22 protein-coding genes and 1 other RNA gene are annotated in these 20,086 nt (G+C 60.6%); 14 read left to right on the top strand and 9 right to left on the bottom strand.

Annotated elements, in window-relative coordinates; all coding sequences use genetic code 11:
• Nucleotides 1-158 precede the first annotated feature (158 nt).
• Complete coding sequence (locus BMY98_RS22460) at nt 159-794, top strand: energy transducer TonB (RefSeq protein ID WP_074892580.1); 636 nt, start codon at nt 159-161, stop codon at nt 792-794.
• A 65-nt stretch (nt 795-859) separates the two neighbouring features.
• Here BMY98_RS22460 and BMY98_RS22465 read toward each other — a convergent pair whose 3' ends face one another.
• Nucleotides 860-1,837: an NADPH:quinone oxidoreductase family protein gene (locus tag BMY98_RS22465; protein ID WP_074892581.1), complete on the bottom strand. Its 978-nt coding sequence runs from the start codon at nt 1,835-1,837 to the stop codon at nt 860-862.
• Between the two features lie 135 nt (nt 1,838-1,972).
• Here BMY98_RS22465 and BMY98_RS22470 point away from each other — a divergent pair, with 135 nt between their 5' ends.
• Nucleotides 1,973-2,383: a flagellar basal body-associated protein FliL gene (locus BMY98_RS22470; protein WP_074892582.1), complete on the top strand. Its 411-nt coding sequence runs from the start codon at nt 1,973-1,975 to the stop codon at nt 2,381-2,383.
• 16 nt (nt 2,384-2,399) lie between these two features.
• Here BMY98_RS22470 and BMY98_RS22475 read toward each other — a convergent pair whose 3' ends face one another.
• Complete coding sequence (locus BMY98_RS22475; RefSeq protein ID WP_074892583.1) at nt 2,400-2,849, bottom strand: EVE domain-containing protein; 450 nt, start codon at nt 2,847-2,849, stop codon at nt 2,400-2,402.
• A gap of 194 nt (nt 2,850-3,043) precedes the next feature.
• Here BMY98_RS22475 and BMY98_RS27040 point away from each other — a divergent pair, with 194 nt between their 5' ends.
• Nucleotides 3,044-3,193, top strand: a complete 150-nt coding sequence (locus BMY98_RS27040) for a hypothetical protein (RefSeq protein WP_108121165.1) — start codon at nt 3,044-3,046, stop codon at nt 3,191-3,193.
• 51 nt (nt 3,194-3,244) lie between these two features.
• Here BMY98_RS27040 and BMY98_RS22480 read toward each other — a convergent pair whose 3' ends face one another.
• The 4 genes from BMY98_RS22480 to BMY98_RS22495 form a co-directional block, all read right to left on the bottom strand.
• Entirely contained in the window at nt 3,245-3,874 is a 630-nt protein-coding gene (locus tag BMY98_RS22480) for a 5-formyltetrahydrofolate cyclo-ligase (RefSeq protein ID WP_074892584.1), read from the bottom strand.
• Between the two features lie 101 nt (nt 3,875-3,975).
• Nucleotides 3,976-4,154, bottom strand: a non-coding RNA gene (gene ssrS, locus BMY98_RS22485) — 6S RNA.
• Nucleotides 4,155-4,185: 31 nt separating this feature from the next.
• On the bottom strand, nt 4,186-4,509 hold the full coding sequence (locus BMY98_RS22490) for a cell division protein ZapA (RefSeq protein ID WP_065987460.1): 324 nt from the start codon (nt 4,507-4,509) through the stop codon (nt 4,186-4,188).
• Nucleotides 4,506-4,715, bottom strand: a complete 210-nt coding sequence (locus tag BMY98_RS22495; protein WP_037016503.1) for a TIGR02449 family protein — start codon at nt 4,713-4,715, stop codon at nt 4,506-4,508. Before BMY98_RS22495 ends, BMY98_RS22490 begins: the two co-directional genes overlap by 4 nt.
• 149 nt (nt 4,716-4,864) lie before the next feature.
• Between BMY98_RS22495 and BMY98_RS22500 the strand changes: the two genes are divergently transcribed.
• The 8 genes from BMY98_RS22500 (at nt 4,865) to gcvH (ending at nt 14,009) form a co-directional block, all read left to right on the top strand.
• Nucleotides 4,865-5,422 (top strand): YecA/YgfB family protein, encoded by a 558-nt coding sequence (locus tag BMY98_RS22500; protein WP_074892585.1) that lies wholly within the window; start codon nt 4,865-4,867, stop codon nt 5,420-5,422.
• An 81-nt stretch (nt 5,423-5,503) separates the two neighbouring features.
• Nucleotides 5,504-6,838, top strand: a complete 1,335-nt coding sequence (gene pepP / locus BMY98_RS22505; RefSeq protein ID WP_074892586.1) for a Xaa-Pro aminopeptidase — start codon at nt 5,504-5,506, stop codon at nt 6,836-6,838.
• Nucleotides 6,835-8,022 carry a 2-octaprenyl-6-methoxyphenyl hydroxylase gene (gene ubiH / locus BMY98_RS22510; protein ID WP_074892587.1) on the top strand — a complete coding sequence of 396 codons (1,188 nt, stop codon included), beginning with the start codon at nt 6,835-6,837 and terminating at the stop codon, nt 8,020-8,022. Before pepP ends, ubiH begins: the two co-directional genes overlap by 4 nt.
• Before the next feature lie 49 nt (nt 8,023-8,071).
• Nucleotides 8,072-9,292 (top strand): 2-octaprenyl-3-methyl-6-methoxy-1,4-benzoquinol hydroxylase, encoded by a 1,221-nt coding sequence (locus tag BMY98_RS22515; RefSeq protein ID WP_074892588.1) that lies wholly within the window; start codon nt 8,072-8,074, stop codon nt 9,290-9,292.
• Between the two features lie 274 nt (nt 9,293-9,566).
• Nucleotides 9,567-10,568 (top strand): extracellular solute-binding protein, encoded by a 1,002-nt coding sequence (locus BMY98_RS22520; protein WP_074892589.1) that lies wholly within the window; start codon nt 9,567-9,569, stop codon nt 10,566-10,568.
• Nucleotides 10,569-10,705: 137 nt separating this feature from the next.
• Entirely contained in the window at nt 10,706-12,322 is a 1,617-nt protein-coding gene (locus BMY98_RS22525) for an ABC transporter permease (RefSeq protein ID WP_074892590.1), read from the top strand.
• A gap of 154 nt (nt 12,323-12,476) precedes the next feature.
• Nucleotides 12,477-13,559, top strand: coding sequence for a glycine cleavage system aminomethyltransferase GcvT (gene gcvT / locus BMY98_RS22530; RefSeq protein ID WP_074892591.1), 1,083 nt, complete (start codon nt 12,477-12,479; stop codon nt 13,557-13,559).
• Between the two features lie 66 nt (nt 13,560-13,625).
• Nucleotides 13,626-14,009 (top strand): glycine cleavage system protein GcvH, encoded by a 384-nt coding sequence (gcvH, locus tag BMY98_RS22535; RefSeq protein WP_074892592.1) that lies wholly within the window; start codon nt 13,626-13,628, stop codon nt 14,007-14,009.
• A 93-nt stretch (nt 14,010-14,102) separates the two neighbouring features.
• Here the strand turns inward: gcvH and BMY98_RS22540 are convergent, their stop codons facing one another.
• Nucleotides 14,103-14,420: a DUF2388 domain-containing protein gene (locus tag BMY98_RS22540; protein WP_074892593.1), complete on the bottom strand. Its 318-nt coding sequence runs from the start codon at nt 14,418-14,420 to the stop codon at nt 14,103-14,105.
• Between the two features lie 275 nt (nt 14,421-14,695).
• Between BMY98_RS22540 and BMY98_RS22545 the strand changes: the two genes are divergently transcribed.
• Both BMY98_RS22545 and BMY98_RS22550 read left to right on the top strand, forming a co-directional pair.
• Nucleotides 14,696-15,466 carry a glucose 1-dehydrogenase gene (locus BMY98_RS22545; RefSeq protein ID WP_074892594.1) on the top strand — a complete coding sequence of 257 codons (771 nt, stop codon included), beginning with the start codon at nt 14,696-14,698 and terminating at the stop codon, nt 15,464-15,466.
• A 14-nt stretch (nt 15,467-15,480) separates the two neighbouring features.
• Entirely contained in the window at nt 15,481-16,530 is a 1,050-nt protein-coding gene (locus BMY98_RS22550; RefSeq protein WP_074892595.1) for an L-idonate 5-dehydrogenase, read from the top strand.
• Between the two features lie 285 nt (nt 16,531-16,815).
• On the opposite strand, the gene tfpB is transcribed toward BMY98_RS22550, so the two are convergent.
• Both tfpB and BMY98_RS22560 read right to left on the bottom strand, forming a co-directional pair.
• Nucleotides 16,816-18,600, bottom strand: a complete 1,785-nt coding sequence (tfpB, locus tag BMY98_RS22555; RefSeq protein ID WP_074892596.1) for a type IV pilus assembly ATPase TfpB — start codon at nt 18,598-18,600, stop codon at nt 16,816-16,818.
• A 112-nt stretch (nt 18,601-18,712) separates the two neighbouring features.
• A complete protein-coding gene (locus tag BMY98_RS22560; RefSeq protein ID WP_074892597.1) occupies nt 18,713-19,060 on the bottom strand; it encodes a hypothetical protein in 348 nt (115 codons plus the stop codon).
• Between the two features lie 146 nt (nt 19,061-19,206).
• Here BMY98_RS22560 and BMY98_RS22565 point away from each other — a divergent pair, with 146 nt between their 5' ends.
• Nucleotides 19,207-19,677: an Lrp/AsnC family transcriptional regulator gene (locus tag BMY98_RS22565; RefSeq protein ID WP_065987447.1), complete on the top strand. Its 471-nt coding sequence runs from the start codon at nt 19,207-19,209 to the stop codon at nt 19,675-19,677.
• The last annotated feature ends 409 nt before the right edge of the window (nt 19,678-20,086 follow it).

A 20,086-nucleotide genomic window follows, 5' to 3' on the forward strand; every position in this document is an offset into this window, starting at 1 on the left:
TCGCGGGTTGTTTAGCGACGTGTTGATTTTGGGAGCGATCCTACGCAGCTCTGGGAAGTCATGAGCTATTGCCGCAGCAGGCCCGCGCACAAAATGCGCGCCAGCTTTCTGCACCCACGCAGGAGGCACATGGGAAAAGTGTGCAGGTGACAGCAGTGATGAGCAGATGGGTTTTATGCGTGATGTGTGCGATTTGTATCGAGGCAAGCGCGGAAGAGAGCGATGTGGAGTATGACTATCGCAGGGCGCCCGCCTGGCCGTATTCGCTGCTGAAATCGGGCGTATCCGGGTGGGTCGTCTACGACCTGAAGGCGCACCACGACGGAAGGGTTTCCGCGCCTGAGGTGCTGGACAGCTCGCATCCTCTGTTTTCCCTCTCCGTCGTAAACGTGGTGCCGACGTGGCGCGTTAAACCCTGGGTCGTCAGTGAGCAGCGCCCGGCAGTCATTTCGCTGCGTCAGGAGCATTACTTCGTCCACCCGCGTGAAGGAAATGCTCACGTGCCTTGGCTGCATCGGAGTCTGCGCCACCTTTCCTGCGCGAAATTCAACACTCGCTTCGACGACTTCCAGCAGAACTCGTCTGATCTTGAACAGGTGGAGATGAGCGTGTTTCGGCACACCTACAGCGTACTCGCGAGGGTGGCGACTTACAGAAAGCTGCCCGACGAGCAAAGGTTCGCGCTGGGGGATGCGCTGGCAGATGCAGTTCCGGAGGTGATTCAGCGATGCCGGGCGAATCCGGAACTGCGTTACAAGGACGTGTTGCCTGATCAAGTCAGGATGATGCTGTAAGTGCGTGCAGAGAACTCCGCGAAGTGAGCTGCGTTTCTTCAGAACGGGGTCGGTCCCGATGCACGTTAACTGACGCTCACCACGACTTTGCCAACCGCTTTTCTCTGCGCCAACGATTCAATGGCTTCCCCCGCCTGCTCCAGCGGGTAAACCTTCGACACCAACGGCTTCAGCTTGCCCTCGCCGAACCAGGCGAACAGTTGCTGGAAATTCGCCGCATTGTCTTGGGGCTGGCGTTGGGCAAATGAGCCCCAGAACACACCTACAACCGAGGCACCTTTCAACAGTGCGAGATTGACTGGCAGTTCGGGGATACGACCACTGGCGAAGCCGACCACCAGCAGTCGACCGTTCCAGGCGAGGCCGCGAACAGCCTGATCAAAAAGGTCGCCGCCCACCGGGTCATAGATCACATCGACGCCGTTACCGTTGGTGAGGCGTTTGATTTCATCCTTCAGATTGCTTTCGCTGTAGTTGATCAACTCGTCGGCGCCTGCGGTTTTGGCGACCTCCAGCTTTTCTGCGCTGCTGGCGGCGGCAATCACGCGAGCGCCCATGGCTTTGCCGATCTCAACCGCAGCGAGGCCCACGCCCCCGGAGGCGCCGAGGACGAGGAGCGTTTCTCCGGCCTGCAGATTGGCCCGCTGTTTGAGGGCGTGCATGGACGTGCCGTAGGTCATGCTGAAGGCGGCGGCGGTGGTAAAGTCCATCGCCTCCGGAATGGGCAGGACGTTGTAACCGGCCACGGCGATCTGTTCAGCGAAGCTGCCCCAGCCGGTCAGCGCCATTACCCGGTCACCGACACGCACATGGCTGACCTTTTCGCCGACAGCGGTCACAACGCCCGACGCTTCACCTCCGGGCGAGAACGGAAAAGGCGGCTTGAACTGGTATTTGCCTTCGATGATCAGCGTGTCCGGGAAGTTGACCCCGGCAGCGTGCACGTTCAGAAGAATCTCGTTCTTCTTCGGCTCCGGGCTGGGGATGTCCTCCAGCACCAGATCTGCAGCGGGACCGAAGGCTTTACAAAGCACGGCTTTCATCGAGGGCTATTCCTTTTTCGGCGATGGCCGATAAGTACAGGTAGCGAGGTTGTGGGGTCAATGAGCATGGCCCGGCCTGATAGGTATGCATAAGCTGAAGTAAGCTATGCGGCGAAGCGGATTGAGGAGCGGACTGTGAAAGCGTGGATTGTTATGTTGATGGCATTGTCGATGCCTGTTGCGGCGCTGGCCGAAGAGGGCGGCGAGAAAGAAGATCCAAACAAGGTTTCCTACGTGGCGTTGACGCCACCCTTCGTAGGCAACTACTCACTGGATGGCAGCTCGAAACTGCACGTCTATAAGGCTGACGTCGCCTTGCGCGTGACTGGCGCCGAAGCGCAGAAACTGGTGAAGCAGAACGAGCCGCTGATCCGCAATCAGCTGGTGGCGCTGTTCACTCAGCAAACGGTCGACAGCATGGGCAACGTCGATGCCAAGGAAAAACTGCGTCAGGAAGCACTGAAGCAGACCCAGCAAGTGCTGACCCAGGAAACCGGCAAGCCCGTGGTTGATGATCTGCTGTTCAACAACTTTATCGCCCAGTAACACGCCCATTCTGAACTCAGCGCAAGCCCAGTACGGCAGCCCATTGTTCGTCCGTCACCGGCATCACAGACAAGCGGCTGCCTTTCTGCACCAGAGGCATCTGCTCCAGCGCGGCTTGTTGCTTCAGATAACCCAGCCCGAGCACGTTTGAAAACGCTTCGACGAATGCCACATCAAGAGCGCTCCAAGGGTTTTTCTCCTCGGTGGCTTTGGCGTCGAAATAGTGGCTTTTTTCGTCCAGCGCGGTGGGATCCGGATACGCGGCCTTGACGATTTCTCCGATGCCGGCGATTCCCGGCTCCGGGCAGCTGGAATGGTAGAAAAAGAACTGATCGCCCACGGCCATCGCTCGCAGAAAGTTGCGGGCCTGGTAGTTACGGACACCGTCCCAGCGTGTCTGCCCGAGCTTTTCAAGCCCGCTGATCGAGAGCTCGTCGGGCTCGGATTTCATCAGCCAATAAGCCATTTCTAAGGTTCCTGAACAGGTCTTGGGAAAGTTGTCCTACGCTTTGATGACAAACCGACAGTCGGCTGGCGTCAGTATTTGCGTGTTGCGTCACGTTGCCGCAGAATGCCGGCATTTTAAGGGCTGCACTATCTGGCAGCCTTGTTTAAACGCTATCGATTTCAGATTCTGATTCGTTACAAAGGGGACGATCAATGCGACGCAAGCCGGATGTACTGTGGGTTTTGGCAATTTTGTTCGGCTTGGGCATCGTCACCACCGGTTACGCGCAAAGTTTGTGGGCCGCCAAGGCAGATGCGCCGGTCGAAATCACTCAGCAACAACAGCCACAGCTCCGCCGCTAAACCGCGTTTTCGCAGCGCGCTTTTCTTGCAGAAGCGCGCATCGCTGACGATTCATTCCGCCATATACCAACGCTTATCCGTCACCGTTCCTGCCAACGGAACATCCCAACTGGCGACCGCCAGCTTCCCTACCTTCTGACACTCGTGGGCCAGTCCCAGCAGCACCGGCTTGCGCCAGGTTTTACGACGCGCGAGATAAGCCAGGCTGCGGTCGTAAAAGCCGCCACCCATGCCAAGACGTCCGCCTTCCGGATCGAATCCCACCAGAGGCATCAGCACCAGGTCCAGCGTCCAGATCTTGCGCTGTCGCCCGGCATTGATACGTGGCTCCGGGATACGGAAGCGGTTCGGCTTGAAGTTCTCCCCGGGGCGCACACGCTGAAACACCATTTTCGTTCGAGGCCAGGCACTGAGCACCGGCAGGTACGTGGTCTTGCCACGTTTTTGAGCGGCACGAAGCAGCAGGCGCGGGTCGATTTCACCGTCCATCGGAAGGTAGAGAGAAACGTGCCGGGCGCGGCGAAAGAGTGGGTTTTGCGCAAGTTGACGGTACAAGCCCTGTGCCGCCTGTCGCTGTTCTGCCGGGCTGAGCGCGCGACGATTATGGCGAAGCAGTCGACGTAACTGAGGCCGGGAGAGACTTGAAGAATCTGGGAGGGGAGCGGCGCCGGATGAGGTCATGCTGGCGGGTCCGTGAGGCTTTGAGAAGTGATGTCGTGGAATCAGGCAGATTCACGATGCCCACCGCCAGACGGGGCGCCTGGCGATGGGTAGAAGGTTCGAGACTCCCCGACGAACCGCTGTCGGTGTAGCCCTTGAACCCGAAAGTTCAAGGTGGAGATTGCAGGAGGTTTTAAGGCTTTCCGTCGAGCGGACATGCACACCAACCCCAACGTGCAACCCCCGTGGTTGTGCGTATCGGCTCAGGGACATGACCGACTGGCAAGCACTCCAGGGAGCGGTCGCAAGTATACCGAATCATGTCCGAACAATCAGCCTTGTGCTTTATCCGAATCCGTGGCAAGGACCAGGTCTACGCGGTCCAGTAAATCGCGAACCTGCTCACTGTTGGCACCATTGGCCTGAGCCTTTGCCGGTGGCAGTTCCTGTTTGTGCAGAAGGTCATGGGTAATATTCAGTGCGGCCATCACCGCAATACGGTCGGCGCCGATGACTTTGCCGCTGCTGCGGATCTCGCGCATTTTGCCGTCTAGATAACGCGCGGCGCTGACCAGATTGGTGCGCTCCTCTTGCGGGCAGATGATCGAATATTCTTTGTCGAGGATTTGCACGGTGATGCTGTTGCCATTACTCATGAGTCTTGCTCCAGGGCCTTGAGGCGCGAAATCATGGACTCGACCTTTTGCCGGGCGATTTCGTTTTTTTCAATGAGTTGAGCGCGTTCCTCGCGCCAGGATTTTTCCTGAGCTAATAGGAGTCCGTTTTGACTTTTTAGTTGCTCGACACGATTGATCAATAACTCCAGTCGGGCCATCAGCGCTTGCAGGTCGTTGTCTTCCATTGTTTTCCACTGATTACTTTCAGATGAGTGGTGCAGGCGCTGGCGTCTGGATTCGCCCCGGACATCGCCTGATAGCTTGGGCGCGTCTGCCGGTGCTACGATACAAGGCCTTCATTCTAGACATTGCGCCGCTTGGCGCCTAGTTGCCCATGCCTATTCAGAATTCCCCGTACAACGGCTTCGCCACCCTGCTCACCAGCAGTGGTCATCATGTATCTCCTGCCGAATTGCACGGCCTCTTGCTGGGCCGCAGTTGCGCCGGCGCTGGCTTCGATGCGGAAGAGTGGCTGGCCGACGCTCACCTGCTGCTGGAAACAGAGCCTGACGACAAAGTGCGCCAGGCCCTGATCGGCCTGCAGGCAATGGTCAAAAGCGAACTGACCGGCGACGACATGACCGTCGTGTTGCTTTTGCCCGGCGATGATGAGCCTCTCGCTGCCCGCACCGCCGCCATGGCCCAGTGGTGCCAGGGTTTCCTCAGCGGCTTCGCCCGCGTTGGTGGTCAGTCACTGAGTGATGATGCCAGAGACGTGCTGCAAGACTTGGCCGCCATCGCTCAGGTTCATGATGCGCTGGACGAGTCCGAAGACGGCGAGAGCGACTACATGGAAGTCATGGAGTACCTGCGTGTTGCGCCGTTGCTGCTGTTCACCGAGTTCAACCAGAAAACCGACGCTGAAGACGAAGCCAAACCGTCTTTGCACTGACCGCGCCTCATTGCTGCTTCGGCTACGCCGCCTTTGCGCGGCGGTGGCCGAAGCGCACCTCCCGGAGAACCGCACTTGCCGATGATTCATATCCCGAAAGCCGAATATGCCCGCCGCCGCAAAGCGTTGATGGAGCAGATGGAGCCCAACAGTATCGCCATTCTGCCCGCGGCAGCTGTGGCGATTCGAAATCGGGACGTTGAGCATGTGTACCGCCAGGACAGCGACTTTCAATACCTGAGCGGTTTCCCCGAACCTGAAGCGGTGATCGTGCTGATCCCCGGCCGCGAGTACGGTGAGTACGTCCTGTTCTGTCGCGAGCGCAACCCCGAGCGCGAGCTGTGGGACGGCCTGCGCGCAGGTCAGGACGGCGCGATGCGCGAGTACGGCGCCGACGATGCCTTCCCGATCACCGACATCGACGACATCCTGCCCGGCCTCATCGAGGGGCGCGATCGGGTGTATTCGTCCATGGGCAGCAATCCCGAGTTCGACCGCCATGTGATGGAGTGGATCAACGTCATCCGCTCCAAGGCCCACCTGGGTGCGCAGCCGCCAAAAGAGTTCGTGGCCCTGGATCACCTGCTGCACGACATGCGCCTGTACAAATCGGCGGCCGAAGTGAAGGTCATGCGCGAGGCTGCGCAGATATCGGCCCGTGCCCACGTGCGGGCGATGCAGGCCAGTCGCGCGGGGCTGTACGAGTTCAGCCTTGAGGCGGAGCTGGATTACGAGTTCCGCAAAGGCGGCGCGAAGATGCCGGCCTATGGTTCCATCGTTGCGTCGGGGCGCAATGCCTGCATCCTGCATTACCAGGAAAACGACGCGCCGCTCAAAGACGGCGACCTGGTGCTGATCGACGCCGGTTGCGAGATCGACTGTTACGCCAGTGACATCACCCGTACCTTCCCGGTAAGCGGCAAATTCTCCGCTGAACAAAAAGCGATTTACGAGGTGGTGCTCAAATCCCAGGAAGCGGCGTTTGCGGCAATCAAACCCGGCAATCACTGGAATCAGGCCCACGAGGCGACGGTTCGGGTCATCACCGAAGGCCTGGTTGAACTTGGTCTGCTGCGAGGCGCGGTGGATGAACTGATTGCCGCTGAAGCGTACAAAGCTTTTTACATGCACCGCGCCGGGCACTGGCTGGGCATGGACGTGCACGACGTCGGCGAATACAAGGTCGGCGGCGAATGGCGCGTGCTGGAGGCCGGGATGGCGCTGACGGTCGAGCCCGGTATTTATGTGTCCCCTGACAATCAGACCGTCGCCAAAAAATGGCGCGGGATTGGCGTTCGAATCGAGGATGACGTCGTGGTGACCAAAAAAGGCTGTGAAATCCTGACGGGCGATGTGCCAAAGACCGTTGCCGATATCGAGGCCTTGATGGCCGCCGCACGAACCCAAGCCGCATGAGCCGCTTCAATCTGGCCATCGTCGGTGGCGGACTGGTCGGCGCAAGCCTGGCGCTCGCCTTGCAAGCCGGTGCGAAAGCGCGCGGCTGGAAAATTGTGCTGATTGAGCCGTTTGCACCCGGCGACACCTATCAGCCCAGCTACGACGCTCGCTCCTCCGCGCTGTCGTTCGGCGCGCGGCAGATTTACGAACGCCTGGGCCTGTGGCAGCAGATCAGCCGCCGCGCCGAGCCGATTCTCAAGATTCACGTTTCCGACAAAGGCCGGTTTGGCGCAGCGCACCTGTCTTCGATGGAGGAAGGCGTTCCGGCCCTGGGCTATGTGGTTGAAAATGCCTGGCTGGGCCAATGCCTGTGGCAGGCGCTGGACAAGGACGTGATCAGTTGGCGGGTGCCGGCCGAGGTCACGCACATGCAGGCGCTGCCCGACGGCTACCAACTGACCCTCAATGACGAAACTCAGCTCACCTGCGACCTGGCGGTACTGGCCGATGGTGGCCGTTCCAGCCTGCGCGAGCAGTTGGGCATTGCCGTGCGACACACGCCGTATGATCAGAGCGCGCTGATCGCCAACATCACGCCGGGAGACGCACACGGGGGTGAGGCCTTCGAGCGGTTTACCGAAAATGGCCCGATGGCGTTGCTGCCACTTCCGGATAACCGTTGCGCATTGGTGTGGACGCGCACCGGCGATGACGTTCAACGGCTGATGGCGCTGGACGACCGAAGCTTCCTGGAAGAACTGCAGGGCGTCTTCGGCTACCGGCTGGGCGCGTTGAAGCAAGTGGGTGCGCGCCATAGCTATCCGCTGGCGCTGATCGAAGCCGAAGAGCAGATCCGCTCTCATCTGGTGGTGCTCGGGAATGCCGCCCACAGTCTGCATCCCATTGCGGGACAGGGCTTCAACCTGTCCCTGCGTGATGCTGCCTCCCTGGCCGAGGCGCTGCTGGCCAGTGATGCATCGCTCGGCGAGCTGTCGACGTTGCAGGCCTATCGCGAGCGCCAGCGGGTTGATCAAAAACTGACCGTCGGCTTTTCCGATCAAGTCACCCGGCTGTTCAGCAGTCAGCAGTCACTTGTAACTGCGGGCCGTAATCTAGGGCTCCTGGGCCTGGATCTGTTGCCTTCGGCCAAGAACTGGTTCGCCCGTCAGGCCATGGGCCTGGGAACACGAAGCGATGTCTGAACACTCCATTCATTCGTGGCCTTTGCCACAACCGAGAACGATTTAAAGCATGGAAACGCGCGCAGATCTGCTGATTGTCGGGGCCGGAATGGTGGGGAGTGCGCTCGCGCTGGCGCTGCGAGACAGTGGGTTGAACATCCTTGTGGTGGATGGCGGTCCCCTGACGGTCAAACCGTTCGTGGCCGACGCGCCATTCGAAGCCCGGGTCAGTGCGCTGTCCATCGCGAGTCAGCGCATTCTTGAGCGGCTTGGCGTCTGGGAAGGCATCGTTGCGCGGCGCGTCAGCCCCTACAGCGACATGCACGTGTGGGACGGCAGCGGCACGGGCAAGGTGCATTTTTCTGCTTCCAGTGTTCACGCCGAAGTGCTTGGGCACATCGTCGAAAACCGCGTGGTGCAGGATGCATTGGTCGAACGTCTGCATGACAGCGGCATTGGCTTGTTGGCAGACGTGCGTCTGGAGCAGATGCGTCACTCCGGCGATGACTGGCTTCTGACGCTCTCCGACGGCCGTACGTTGCGCGCGCCGCTGGTGGTCGCGGCCGATGGCGCCAACTCGACCGTGCGGCGCATGACGGGCACCGCGACGCGGGAGTGGGACTACCTGCATCACGCTATCGTGACGAGCGTGCGTACGGCGGACTCCCATCGCAAAACTGCATGGCAGCGTTTCACTGACGACGGCCCGCTGGCTTTTTTGCCCCTCGACCGAGAGGGTGAGCATTGGTGTTCCATCGTCTGGTCGGTGACGCCGGAGCATTCCGAGCGCTTGATGAAGCTTGACGACGAACCCTTCTGCCGCGAGCTGGAGAACGCGTTCGAAGGCTGCCTCGGGCAGGTGATTTCTGCCGATTCGCGGCTTTGCGTACCGCTGCGTCAACGCCATGCCAAGCGCTATGTGGCGCCCGGCCTCGCGCTGATCGGCGATGCCGCGCACACCATCCATCCGTTGGCGGGGCAGGGCGTCAATCTGGGCTTTCTGGACGCAGCGGTGCTGGCCGAAGTGCTGCGTGGTGCGTTCGAGCGCGGCGAACGTCTGGCCGATGAGCGTGTGTTGAGCCGTTACGAGCGTCGGCGCATGCCGCATAACCTGACGTTGATGGCGGCGATGGAAGGTTTCGAACGACTGTTCCAGTCCGACGCGCTGCCGGTTCGCCTGTTGCGTAACGCCGGGCTGAAGATGGTCGATCGTTCGGCAGAAGCCAAAGCGTTGTTCGTGCGCCAGGCCTTGGGCCTGACCGGGGATTTGCCAGCCCTTGCAAAGCTCTGACGGCACAGCACTTGTCCGCGCTTTACCGTGGTACCGGCTTTAGCCGGGAAAGCGCCCTTCGTTACGCCGGAAATCTGATGGCGTTCATGCTGGCCTCTTCCCGGCTGAAGCCGGTCCCACTGAAATGCGCGCGTATCCAGTGAGTGTGGGTGTGGCACCGCTGGTACTCCGCAACATTCGGTAACGGCTCAATCCTGACTTCGGTTGAGATGGCAGATGCGATTCACTACCATTTCGCCTCGTTTTTCCCCTCTCTCGAATCAGGAGAACCTGCATGCAGGCGAGCAAGCGTCTTTTGGCTGCCCTGGCATTAACCGTGCTCGGCAGCACCGCCCAGGCCGCAGATGAAGTGGTGGTGTATTCCTCCCGAATCGATGAGCTGATCAAACCGGTGTTCGATGCCTATACCGCCAAAACCGGCGTGAAGGTCAAGTTCATCACCGACAAGGAAGCGCCGCTGATGCAGCGCATCAAGGCCGAGGGCCAGAACGCAACGGCTGACCTGCTGCTCACCGTCGACGCAGGCAACCTTTGGCAAGCTGAGCAGATGGGCATCCTGCAGCCGTTCACTTCGCCGGTCATCGACGCAAACATTCCGTCGCAATACCGTTCTTCCACCCACAGCTGGACAGGTCTGAGCCTGCGCGCGCGGACCATTGCCTACTCCACCGATCGCGTCAAACCTGAAGAACTCACCACCTACGAAGCGCTGGCTGACAAACAGTGGGAAGGGCGTCTGTGCCTGCGTACCGCCAAGAAGGTCTACAACCAGTCGCTGACCGCCACGCTGATCGAAACCCACGGCGCCGACGCATCTGAGAAGATCCTCAAGGGCTGGGTGAACAACCTGTCGACCGACGTGTTTTCCGATGACATCGCAGTGCTGGAAGCCATCAATGCCGGCCAATGCGACGTCGGCATCGTCAACACCTACTACTACGGTCGTTTGCACAAGGATAATCCGGACCTTGCTGTACGCCTGTTCTGGCCCAATCAGTCGGACCGTGGCGTGCACGTCAATCTATCCGGCATCGGCCTGACCAAGTACGCGCCCCACCCCGACGCGGCCAAGGCTCTGGTGGAATGGATGACGGGCCCCGAAGCCCAGACGATATTCGCCGGCACCAACCAGGAATTCCCGGCCAACCCGAAAGTCGCACCGTCTGAAGAAGTGGCGAGCTGGGGTGCGTTCAAGGCCGACACGATCCCGGTTGAAGTGGCGGGTCGGCGGCAGGCCGAGGCGATTCGCATGATGGACCGTGCGGGCTGGAACTGACCGCATCCAGGCAGCACCCGTCTGTAGGAGCGCGCTTGCCCGCGAAGGGTATGTGTCTGTGACCTGAAAGGTGTCCGACACAATGTCATCGCGGGGCACGCGCCTACAGCCGATATCTAACTCCATGAGTATTCTCCTTGGCCCACTCCCCCCAGCATCGCTGGTACCCCCTGGTGTTCAGCATTGCCGCGCTGGTGTTGCTGCCGTTAAGCGTGCTGCTTTTCTCCTGGCAGACCATTGATCAGCAGATCTGGTCGCACCTTTGGGAAACCCAGATGCCACGGTTGCTGGGCAACACCCTCACCCTGGTGATTGGCGTAGGGCTGGGCGTTACGCTGCTGGGCGTGAGTCTGGCGTGGCTGACGGCGCTGTGTGAGTTTCCGGGGCGGCGTTGGCTGGACTGGGCGCTGATGCTGCCGTTCGCCATCCCGGCGTATGTGCTCGCGTTTGTGTTTGTGGGTTTGCTGGACTTTGCAGGGCCGGTGCAGACGCTGTTGCGCGAGTGGCTCGGTTCCGGCCTGCGTCTGCCTCGGGTGCGTTCGACCGGCGGCGTCATCATCGTCTTGGTGCTGGTGTTTTATCCCTACGTGTACCTGTTGGCGCGTACGGCATTTCTGGCCCAGGGCAAAGGGCTGATGGAGGCCGCCCGCATTTTGGGGCAGTCGCCGTGGCAAGCGTTCTGGCGCGTGGCACTGCCCATGGCGAGGCCGGCGATCGGTGCCGGTGTCGCCTTGGCGTTGATGGAAACCCTGGCGGATTTCGGCGCGGTGTCGGTGTTCAACTTCGACACCTTCACCACCGCAATTTACAAAACCTGGTACGGCTTCTTCAGCTTGTCGAGCGCCGCGCAACTGGCGAGCCTGCTCCTGCTGGCCGTCATGGTCCTGCTGTACGGCGAGCATCGCGCGCGGGGGGCGAGCCGGCCAAGCAACGAGCGCCCGAGGGTCAAGGCGCTGTATCACCTGCACGGATTAAAAGCTGCCGCCGCCAGCACGTGGTGTGGACTGGTGTTCGCCTGCGCGTTTGTGGTGCCGCTGTTGCAGTTGATTGTCTGGGTCTGGCAACGCGGGCGCTTCGACCTCGACGAGCGCTACGCCGGGTTGATTCTGCACACGCTTTATCTGGGCGGCATCGCTGCGCTGGTCACGGTGTGCGTCGCGATGATCCTCGTGTTTGCCCGGCGTCTCGCCCCCACACGCGCCATTCGCTCAGGCGTCAGCTTGGCCAATATTGGCTATGCGCTGCCCGGCTCCGTGCTGGCGGTGTCGATCATGTTGGCGTTCAGTTATCTGGACCGGGAGCTGGTCGTGCCGTTATCCAGCTGGCTGGGCGGCGCTGGCAGGCCTTTGCTGCTGGGCAGCCTGGGGGCGCTCGTGCTTGCGTACCTGGTGCGCTTCATCGCGGTCGCTTACGGGCCGCTCGAGAACAGCCTGTCGCGCATTCGCCCTTCACTGCCTGAAGCCGCCCGCAGTCTGGGGGTCAGTGGACCACGATTGTTTTTCAGGATTTATCTGCCGCTGCTCATACCCGGTACGTTGAGCGCTGCGTTGCTGGTCTTCGTCGATGTGCTCAAGGAAATGCCCGCCACGCTGCTCATGCGCCCGTTTGGCTGGGACACGCTGGCCGTGCGCATCTTCGAAATGACCAGCGAAGGTGAGTGGGCGCGTGCGGCTTTGCCTGCGCTGACGTTGGTGCTGGTGGGGCTGCTTCCGGTCATCGGTTTGATCAGACGTTCGGCCAAGCCGATTGGTTAGGTGCGGGGTCCTAACCTTGCGGCTACAATGCGCCGCAATCGACTCGGTCTGTCAGACAATTCCACAAATTAGCAAAGGTTTCAGACCCCAATTCACGGGGGATTTGCGGGATTGCCAGTGACTGTGTCTTCGCCACGCCCGGAAGGAGAAACCCATGGGACAGCGTACGCCCCTCTTTGACCTGCACCTCGCGCTTGGCGCGAAGCTGGTCGATTTTGGTGGTTGGGACATGCCCTTGCACTACGGCTCCCAGGTCGAGGAGCACCATCAGGTGCGCCGGGACTGCGGAATTTTCGACGTGTCGCACATGCATGTGCTCGACGTATCCGGCAGTCAGGCCAAGCCCTGGCTGCAGCATCTGCTGGCCAACGACGTCGGTAGGTTGCAACAGACCGGGCAGGCGCTTTACAGCGCGATGCTCGACACCCATGGCGGCATCGTCGACGACATGATCGTTTACCAGACCGACGAAGGTTATCGACTGGTGGTCAACGCAGCGACCGGCGACAAGGACCTGGCCTGGATGAACGCCAACCTGGCCGGCTACGATGTGCGCATCAAGCACCGCTCGGAGCTGGCCATGCTCGCCATTCAGGGCCCTAACGCCCGGCAGAAGATCGGCGAGCTGGTCAATCAGGAACGCACCGCGCTTATCCACACCCTCAGACCCTTCGAAGGTCAGCAAGAGGGCGAGTGGTTCATTGCCCGCACGGGCTATACCGGTGAAGACGGCCTGGAAATCATCTTGCCAGCCACCGAAGCCTGTGCCTTTTTTAATGACATGGTCGGCGCCGGCATTTCACCGATTGGATTGGGCGCCCGCGATACGCTGCGCCTGGAAGCGGGCATGAATCTGTACGGTCAGGAAATCGACGAGCAGGTTTCTCCGCTGACCTCCAATATGGCCTGGACGGTCGCGTGGATGCCTGAAGACCGCACGTTCATCGGCCGCGCTGCACTCGAAGCAGAGCGCGTGCGAGGGATTACCTCGAAGCTTGTAGGGCTGGTCCTTGAAGAGCGTGGCGTTTTGCGCGCCCATCAGGTCGTCCGAATAGCGGAAGTTGGCGAAGGAGAGATCACCAGTGGTAGTTTCTCTCCTACGCTAAGCAAGTCGATCGCGCTGGCGCGAGTGCCGATGGCCACCGCTGACCGTGCCGAGGTGGAAATCCGGGGCAAGTGGTACCCGGTCCGAGTGGTTCGACCCGCATTCGTGCGTCACGGCAAGGCCCTGATATAACCCTGATTTGAAAGCCATCCCTGGCGGGTTTTTCCGCTGACCTGATGAAGTAGAGAGGATAAGAACATGAGCACTATTCCCGCCGAACTGCGTTTTGCCGAGAGCCACGAATGGGCCAGGCAAGAGGGTGATCTGATCGTTGTCGGTATTTCCGATCATGCGCAGGAAGCGCTGGGTGACGTGGTGTTCGTCGAGCTGCCTGAGGTGGGTAAAGTGTTCGCGGCCGCAGGTGATCAGGCAGGTGTCGTTGAGTCGGTGAAAGCTGCGTCTGACATCTACTCGCCAGTGGCGGGCGAAGTCGTCGAAGTCAACGAGGCGCTGGCCGATGGGCCAGAGGCATTGAACGAGGCGCCATACGACTCATGGATCTTCAAGGTCAAGCCGGCCAATGCCGCAGATCTGGGCAAACTGCTCGACGCAGCCGGCTACAAAGCGCTGATCGGCGAATAAGCCCGTCGGCCACAAAAAAGCCGCTCAAGTGAGCGGCTTTTTATTGGGAGCGAGATTGGCGTTATGCCGCCCACCCATTTCGACGGTTCTGACTTATTGCTCGGCAACCAGATTCTTGGCCAGGATGGCGTTCGCCAGGTCCATGTCCGATGCCTTGATGGCCGGATTGTCTTTGCGCACTTGATCCATGGCTGCTTCCAGGTATGGGCCACGGATTTCGCCGTTGCTGGCGACGAAGCTGCCAGCGTCGTCTTGCGCAGCAACGATCAGCTTGTGGTGACGAAAGGTGAGATAGGTGGAACCGGTTGTGGCGCCAGACGAAAGCACATCCCGCAGAAAACCGTCGGCCATTGCTGAACCGACCGGCAGGGAAAGCAAGGCTAACGTGGCTACAGCAAGTTTGAGACGCATGAGAGGTACTCCGATGTTTGTTTGTTCTGAAACGATTTGATACGCCATCCCCCGCTCTAGTTCCCCACCCGCAGTGCGTCATGGCGTTCCGCCTTACAAAATCTCCCGGTTCGGGAGTTCATCAACGTTCATGGCGTCACCATTGATGACGGTGGGAAGTCGATCGGGCAGAGTAAGGTGACTGCAATCTGCGCGGCGAACCTTTTGTATTGGCGGGAAGAACAGCTGACGCAGCCAACCAAGGCTCAAGCCGCAAAAAACAATAGGAGGGCTTCATGGCTGTTCTGGAAAGTTTTCGTCTCGACGGCAGGGTGGCGCTGATCACCGGATCCAGCGCAGGCATTGGCCTGGCGATCGCCCGGGGCTTGGCCGAAGCGGGCGCGACCGTCGTGCTCAACGGCCGTAATGCCGATACGCTGCAATCGGCTGCCCAGGCCCTTGCGGCCGAGGGGCATGCGGTTCACACACAGCGTTTCGACGTGACGGACAGCACGGCGGTCGCCGCTGCGGTTCAGGACATCGAAGAGCGCGTCGGACCGCTGGATATCCTGGTCAACAACGCCGGCATACAACGCCGTGGTCCGCTGGCGGAGTTCGCCGAGGCGGACTGGCACGAGCTGATGCGCACTAACCTGGACAGCGCGTTCTTCGTCGGCCAGGCGGTCGCGCGTTGCATGATCCCGCGTGGGCGTGGGCGCATCATCAACATCTGTTCGGTGCAGAGCGAGCTGGGCCGCCCGGGTATCGCGCCGTATACGGCAAGCAAGGGCGCGCTGAAGATGTTGACCAAGGGCATGGCGATCGACTGGGGCCCGTTCGGCCTCAACGTCAACGGCATCGGCCCGGGCTACTTCAAAACCGAGCTGAACGCTGCGCTGGTGGCCAACGCCGAATTCAGCGACTGGCTTGTGCAGCGCACGCCGAGCCGTCGCTGGGGCGAAGTGTCTGAGCTGGCGGGCGCGGCGGTGTTTCTGGCCTCGGACGCGGCCAGCTTCGTCAACGGTCACATCCTTTACGTCGACGGTGCCATCACGGCATCGCTGTAATCCGGAGAATGACCATGCAAGCGATTGTCTGCCATGCCGCGAAAGACCTGCGTGTCGAGCCCGGCAACGAAGCGTTGCCGCTGTCCGCCGGCCAGTTGCGCGTACGCGTTGCTCGCGGCGGTATCTGCGGCTCGGATCTTCACTATTACCAGCACGGCGGCTTCGGTGCCGTTCGGCTGAAAGAGCCGATGGTCCTCGGCCATGAAATCTCGGCGGTCATCGAGGAAGTCGGCGACGCGCAGAGCGCTTTCAGTGTCGGACAACGAATTTCCGTATCGCCGTCACGGCCGTGCGGCGACTGCAAATACTGTCACGAAGGCCTGCCCAACCATTGCCTGAACATGCGTTTTTACGGCAGCGCGATGCCGTTTCCGCACATTCAGGGTGCGTTCCGCGAGCATCTGGTGATCGAGTCTGGCCAGGCGCATCTGTTGGCCCCGACCACTAGCCTGGCTGAAGGCGCACTGGCCGAGCCCTTGTCGGTTGGCCTTCATGCAATCCAGCGTGCCGGCGGCGTGTTTGGCAAGCGCGTGCTGGTGACCGGCTGCGGCCCGATTGGCAACCTGTTGATCGGCAGCCTGCGCGCGGCGGGTGCGTTGCAGATTGTTGCCGCAGACCTTAGCGACAGCGCCTTGGCGTGCGCGCGCCGCATGGGCGCCAGCGAAACCCACAATCTGCGCGACGAGCCCGAAGCACTGGCGCGCTATACCGCCGACAAGGGTTATTTCGACGTGATGTTCGAGGCTTCCGGCAGCGCCCACGCCTTGCGCGATGGCCTGACGTGCATGCGCCCGCGCGGGATTGTGGTGACGGTCGGGCTCGGCGGCGATGTGGCGATTCCGCTGAATCTGGTAGTGGGCAAGGAAATCGACCTGCGCGGGACCTTTCGCTTCCACCCCGAATTCGCCCAGGCGGTGGACTTGCTCAATCGCAAGGTGATCGACGTGACGCCAGTGATCTCCCACACCATTGCATTTCAGGAAGCAGTCCAGGCGTTCGAACTGGCGGGGGACAAGCAGCAGGCGATGAAAGTGGTGCTGGATTTCGGGGTGCCGGACCAGTGAAAGCACGGCGTTTATGAAGGTCTGACCGGGGATTGCCGGCGCGTAAACCTGTAGGAGCGCGCTTGCCCGCGAAGGCGTCAGATCCTCCAACACACAGGTAAGTTGACCCACCCGAAACCCGGAGCTGGCTTGCTGGCGAAGGCGTTACGTCAGTTACGAATGCATCGACTAACACGCCTCATTCGCCAGCAAGCCGGCTCCTACAGCGATTGCGGTTTGCCCGTTAACTCGGTGATGAATCATCTGACGCTTTCGCGGGCAAGCGCGCTTCTACAGTCGGCGGGGCTAGCGCTGCTCGCTCTGGGGTGTCACGCGCAGCACCTCTTCAACCGTCGTCAGGCCCGCCGCGACTTTTTGCGCGCCGGACAAGCGCAGGCTGCGCATGCCGTCCTTGAAGCCCTGGCGACGCAACGCCGTCAGGTCCAGGTCCGCCGTGATCAGCGACTTCACGGCGTCCGACATCAGCATGATCTCGTACACCCCCGCACGCCCGCGATAACCCGTGTCGCGACACTCCGCGCAACCCACCGCCCGGTGCGCGCCGCTTGGCACGGGTGCCTGCCATGGCCGCGTCAGGGTCTGCCAGTCAACCTCATCCATTTCGATCGGCGCCTTGCAGTGCGGGCACAGCGTACGCACCAGACGCTGGGCCATTACGCCGAGGATCGTCGCTTTGAGCAGATAATGCGGCACGCCCAACTCCAGCAGACGGCTGATGGCGCTGGGCGCGTCGTTGGTGTGCAGCGTCGACAGCACCAGGTGACCGGTCAACGCCGCCTGAATCGCCATTTCTGCGGTTTCCAGGTCGCGAATCTCGCCGATCATGATGATGTCCGGGTCTTGCCGCATCAGCGCGCGCACGCCGCTGGCGAAGGTCAGGTCGATGTTGTGCTGCACCTGCATCTGGTTGAACGCCGGCTCAACCATCTCGATCGGGTCCTCGATGGTGCAGAGGTTCACCTCCGAAGTCGCCAGCATCTTCAGCGTCGTGTACAGCGTGGTGGTCTTGCCGGAACCGGTCGGGCCGGTCACCAGAATGATGCCGTTGGGCTGTCGGGTCATACCCTCCCAGCGGCGCAGGTCATCGCCAGAGAACCCAAGCTGGTCGAAGTCCTTGAGCAGCACTTCCGGGTCGAAGATACGCATCACCATCTTCTCGCCGAAGGCCGTGGGCAGCGTCGATAACCGCAGCTCCACTTCGCCACCGTCCGGCGTCTTGGTCTTCACCCGGCCGTCCTGGGGCTTGCGCTTCTCGGCCACGTTCATGCGGCCAAGGCTTTTCAAGCGGCTGGTGACGGCCATCGCGACCTGCGGCGGAAATTGATAAACGTTGTGCAGCACGCCATCGATGCGGAAGCGGACGGTACCGGCCTCACGGCGGGGCTCGATGTGAATATCGCTCGCCCGCTGCTGGTAGGCGTACTGGAACAGCCAGTCGACGATATTGACGATATGCGCGTCGTTGGCGTCCGGCTCCTGATCGCTGGCACCGAGCTTGAGCAACTGTTCAAAGTTGCCCATGTTGCTGACTTTCTGGTCGCTGGCACTCGCGCCGCTGACTGATTTCGCCAGCCGGTAAAACTCGACGGCCAGTTTCTGCACGTCGACGGGATTGGCGACGACGCGCTTGATCGGCATCTTCAGCACGTGGGTCAGGTCGGCTTCCCACGCATTCACGTACGGTTGCGCGCTGGCGATGGTTACTGCGTCGCGATCGACGTCCACCGCAAGAATCTTGTGGCGCTGGGCGAAGGCGTAGGACATCAAGGGCGTTACGGCGGCGACGTTAATCTTCAGCGGGTCGATGCGCAGGTACGGCTGGCCGGATTGCTCAGCCAGCCAGGCGGTCAGGGTTTCGAGGTCGAGTTTCTTGCCGGGCCGCTTGTGGTTATCGAACTGCTGGGTGGCGATGAGTTCGAGCGGGTGGGCGTGGAGATTCTGCGCGGCTCGGCGCAGCGTGAGCGCATATTCGGCGTTGTCCTGATCGAGGTATCCCTGCGCGACGAGGTCACGTAATACTTCGTTCAGATCCAGCCAGCGGTCCTGAGATGATGAGGCGAGGACGGACATGCGGGCTCCTTCGGACGAGACGGCTTACTTCGGTGATGAGCAAGAGTAGTCCCAAGCGTGCCAGTTGTTGCGCCCTGTCGGTAGCGAAGCGTTGCCAATATTTTCGGAGCACTCAACTGGCGGCGAGTGAGACGGCCTCGGTTACGACGTGGAAATCGCCCATGGGTTCAAGTTCGACCGAGCAAACGCTGACAAGGTTGCGCATTTTTTCGCCAATGATCTGAGCGCGGTGCCACGTCAAGCCGCCCACCTCTACATTCACCATTAGCATGCCGTCCTGCTGCAGCACGCCGACCTGTTGGGGGATCAGGTACTGCATCGCGAACAGGTTGAGCAGTCGGCAGAGTACGTCAGCTTCTGCCTCGGCAAGGATTTGATAGCGCGACAGGCAATGAGCGTTGCCGACGGACCAGGCATCATGGCGAAGAGGTGCAGAGCTGGCGGGTTCGAAATGCGGCATGGAGTCTCTCCTGGGGCTTGTCGTTGGAATGACGTCTGATGGGAGAAATTTTTACACGCTGAAAAAGAAATTTCTGATCGAAGATGCGCTGTATTAGGCTGTATGAGACTTGTTTATGTGCAGCAGCCGCCTTTCAGGAATTGATTATGCAGATAGAGCTGGATGCCTACGATCGGAAGATTCTGGCGCTCCTGCAAGAGGATGCGTCGCTGTCCAGCGCGCAGATCGCCGAGCAGGTCGGCCTGTCGCAATCACCTTGTTGGCGGCGGATTCAAAGGCTCAAGGAGGAGGGCGTGATCCGGCGACAGGTGACACTGCTGGATCGCAAGAAGATTGGCCTGAATACGCAGATTTTTGCTGAGGTAAAACTCAACGCCCACGGTCGGTCCAACTTCACTGAGTTCACCGAAGCGATCCGCGGCTTTCCCGAAGTGCTGGAGTGTTACGTGCTGATGGGGTCGGTGGATTTTTTGCTGCGCATCGTCACGCCGGACATCGAAGCGTACGAGCGATTCTTCTTCGAAAAGCTCTCGCTGGTGCCGGGGATTCAGGAAGTGAATTCAACGGTCGCGCTGTCGGAGATCAAATCGACGACGAGCTTGCCGATTGGCAGATAAAGAGTCAATTCCGGGCTGAAGCCGGTCCCACTGACACACCGCATGCACTTAGTGGGACCGGCTTCAGCCGAGAAGGCGTCGGTAGGCACACTGCAAAACTGAGGGTGCTGTAACTGGCCCATTCCCGGCTAAAGCGGGTCCTACTGACACACCGCGTGCCTTTCGTAGGACAGGCTTTAGCCGGGAAGGCGTCGGTAGGCACACTGCGAAATTGAGGGTGCTCAGGCTGCCCTCTTCCCGGCTAAAGCCGGTCCCACTGACACACCGCGTGCACTTAGTGGGACCGGCTTCAGCCGGGAAAGCGTCGGTAGGCACACTGCAAAATTGAGGGTGCTCAGGCTGGCCTCTTCCCGGCTAAAGCCGGTCCTACTGACACACCGCGTGCCTTTCGTAGGATTGGCTTCAGCCG

The sequence above is a fragment of the Pseudomonas graminis genome (assembly GCF_900111735.1).
Lineage (GTDB): Bacteria > Pseudomonadota > Gammaproteobacteria > Pseudomonadales > Pseudomonadaceae > Aquipseudomonas > Aquipseudomonas graminis.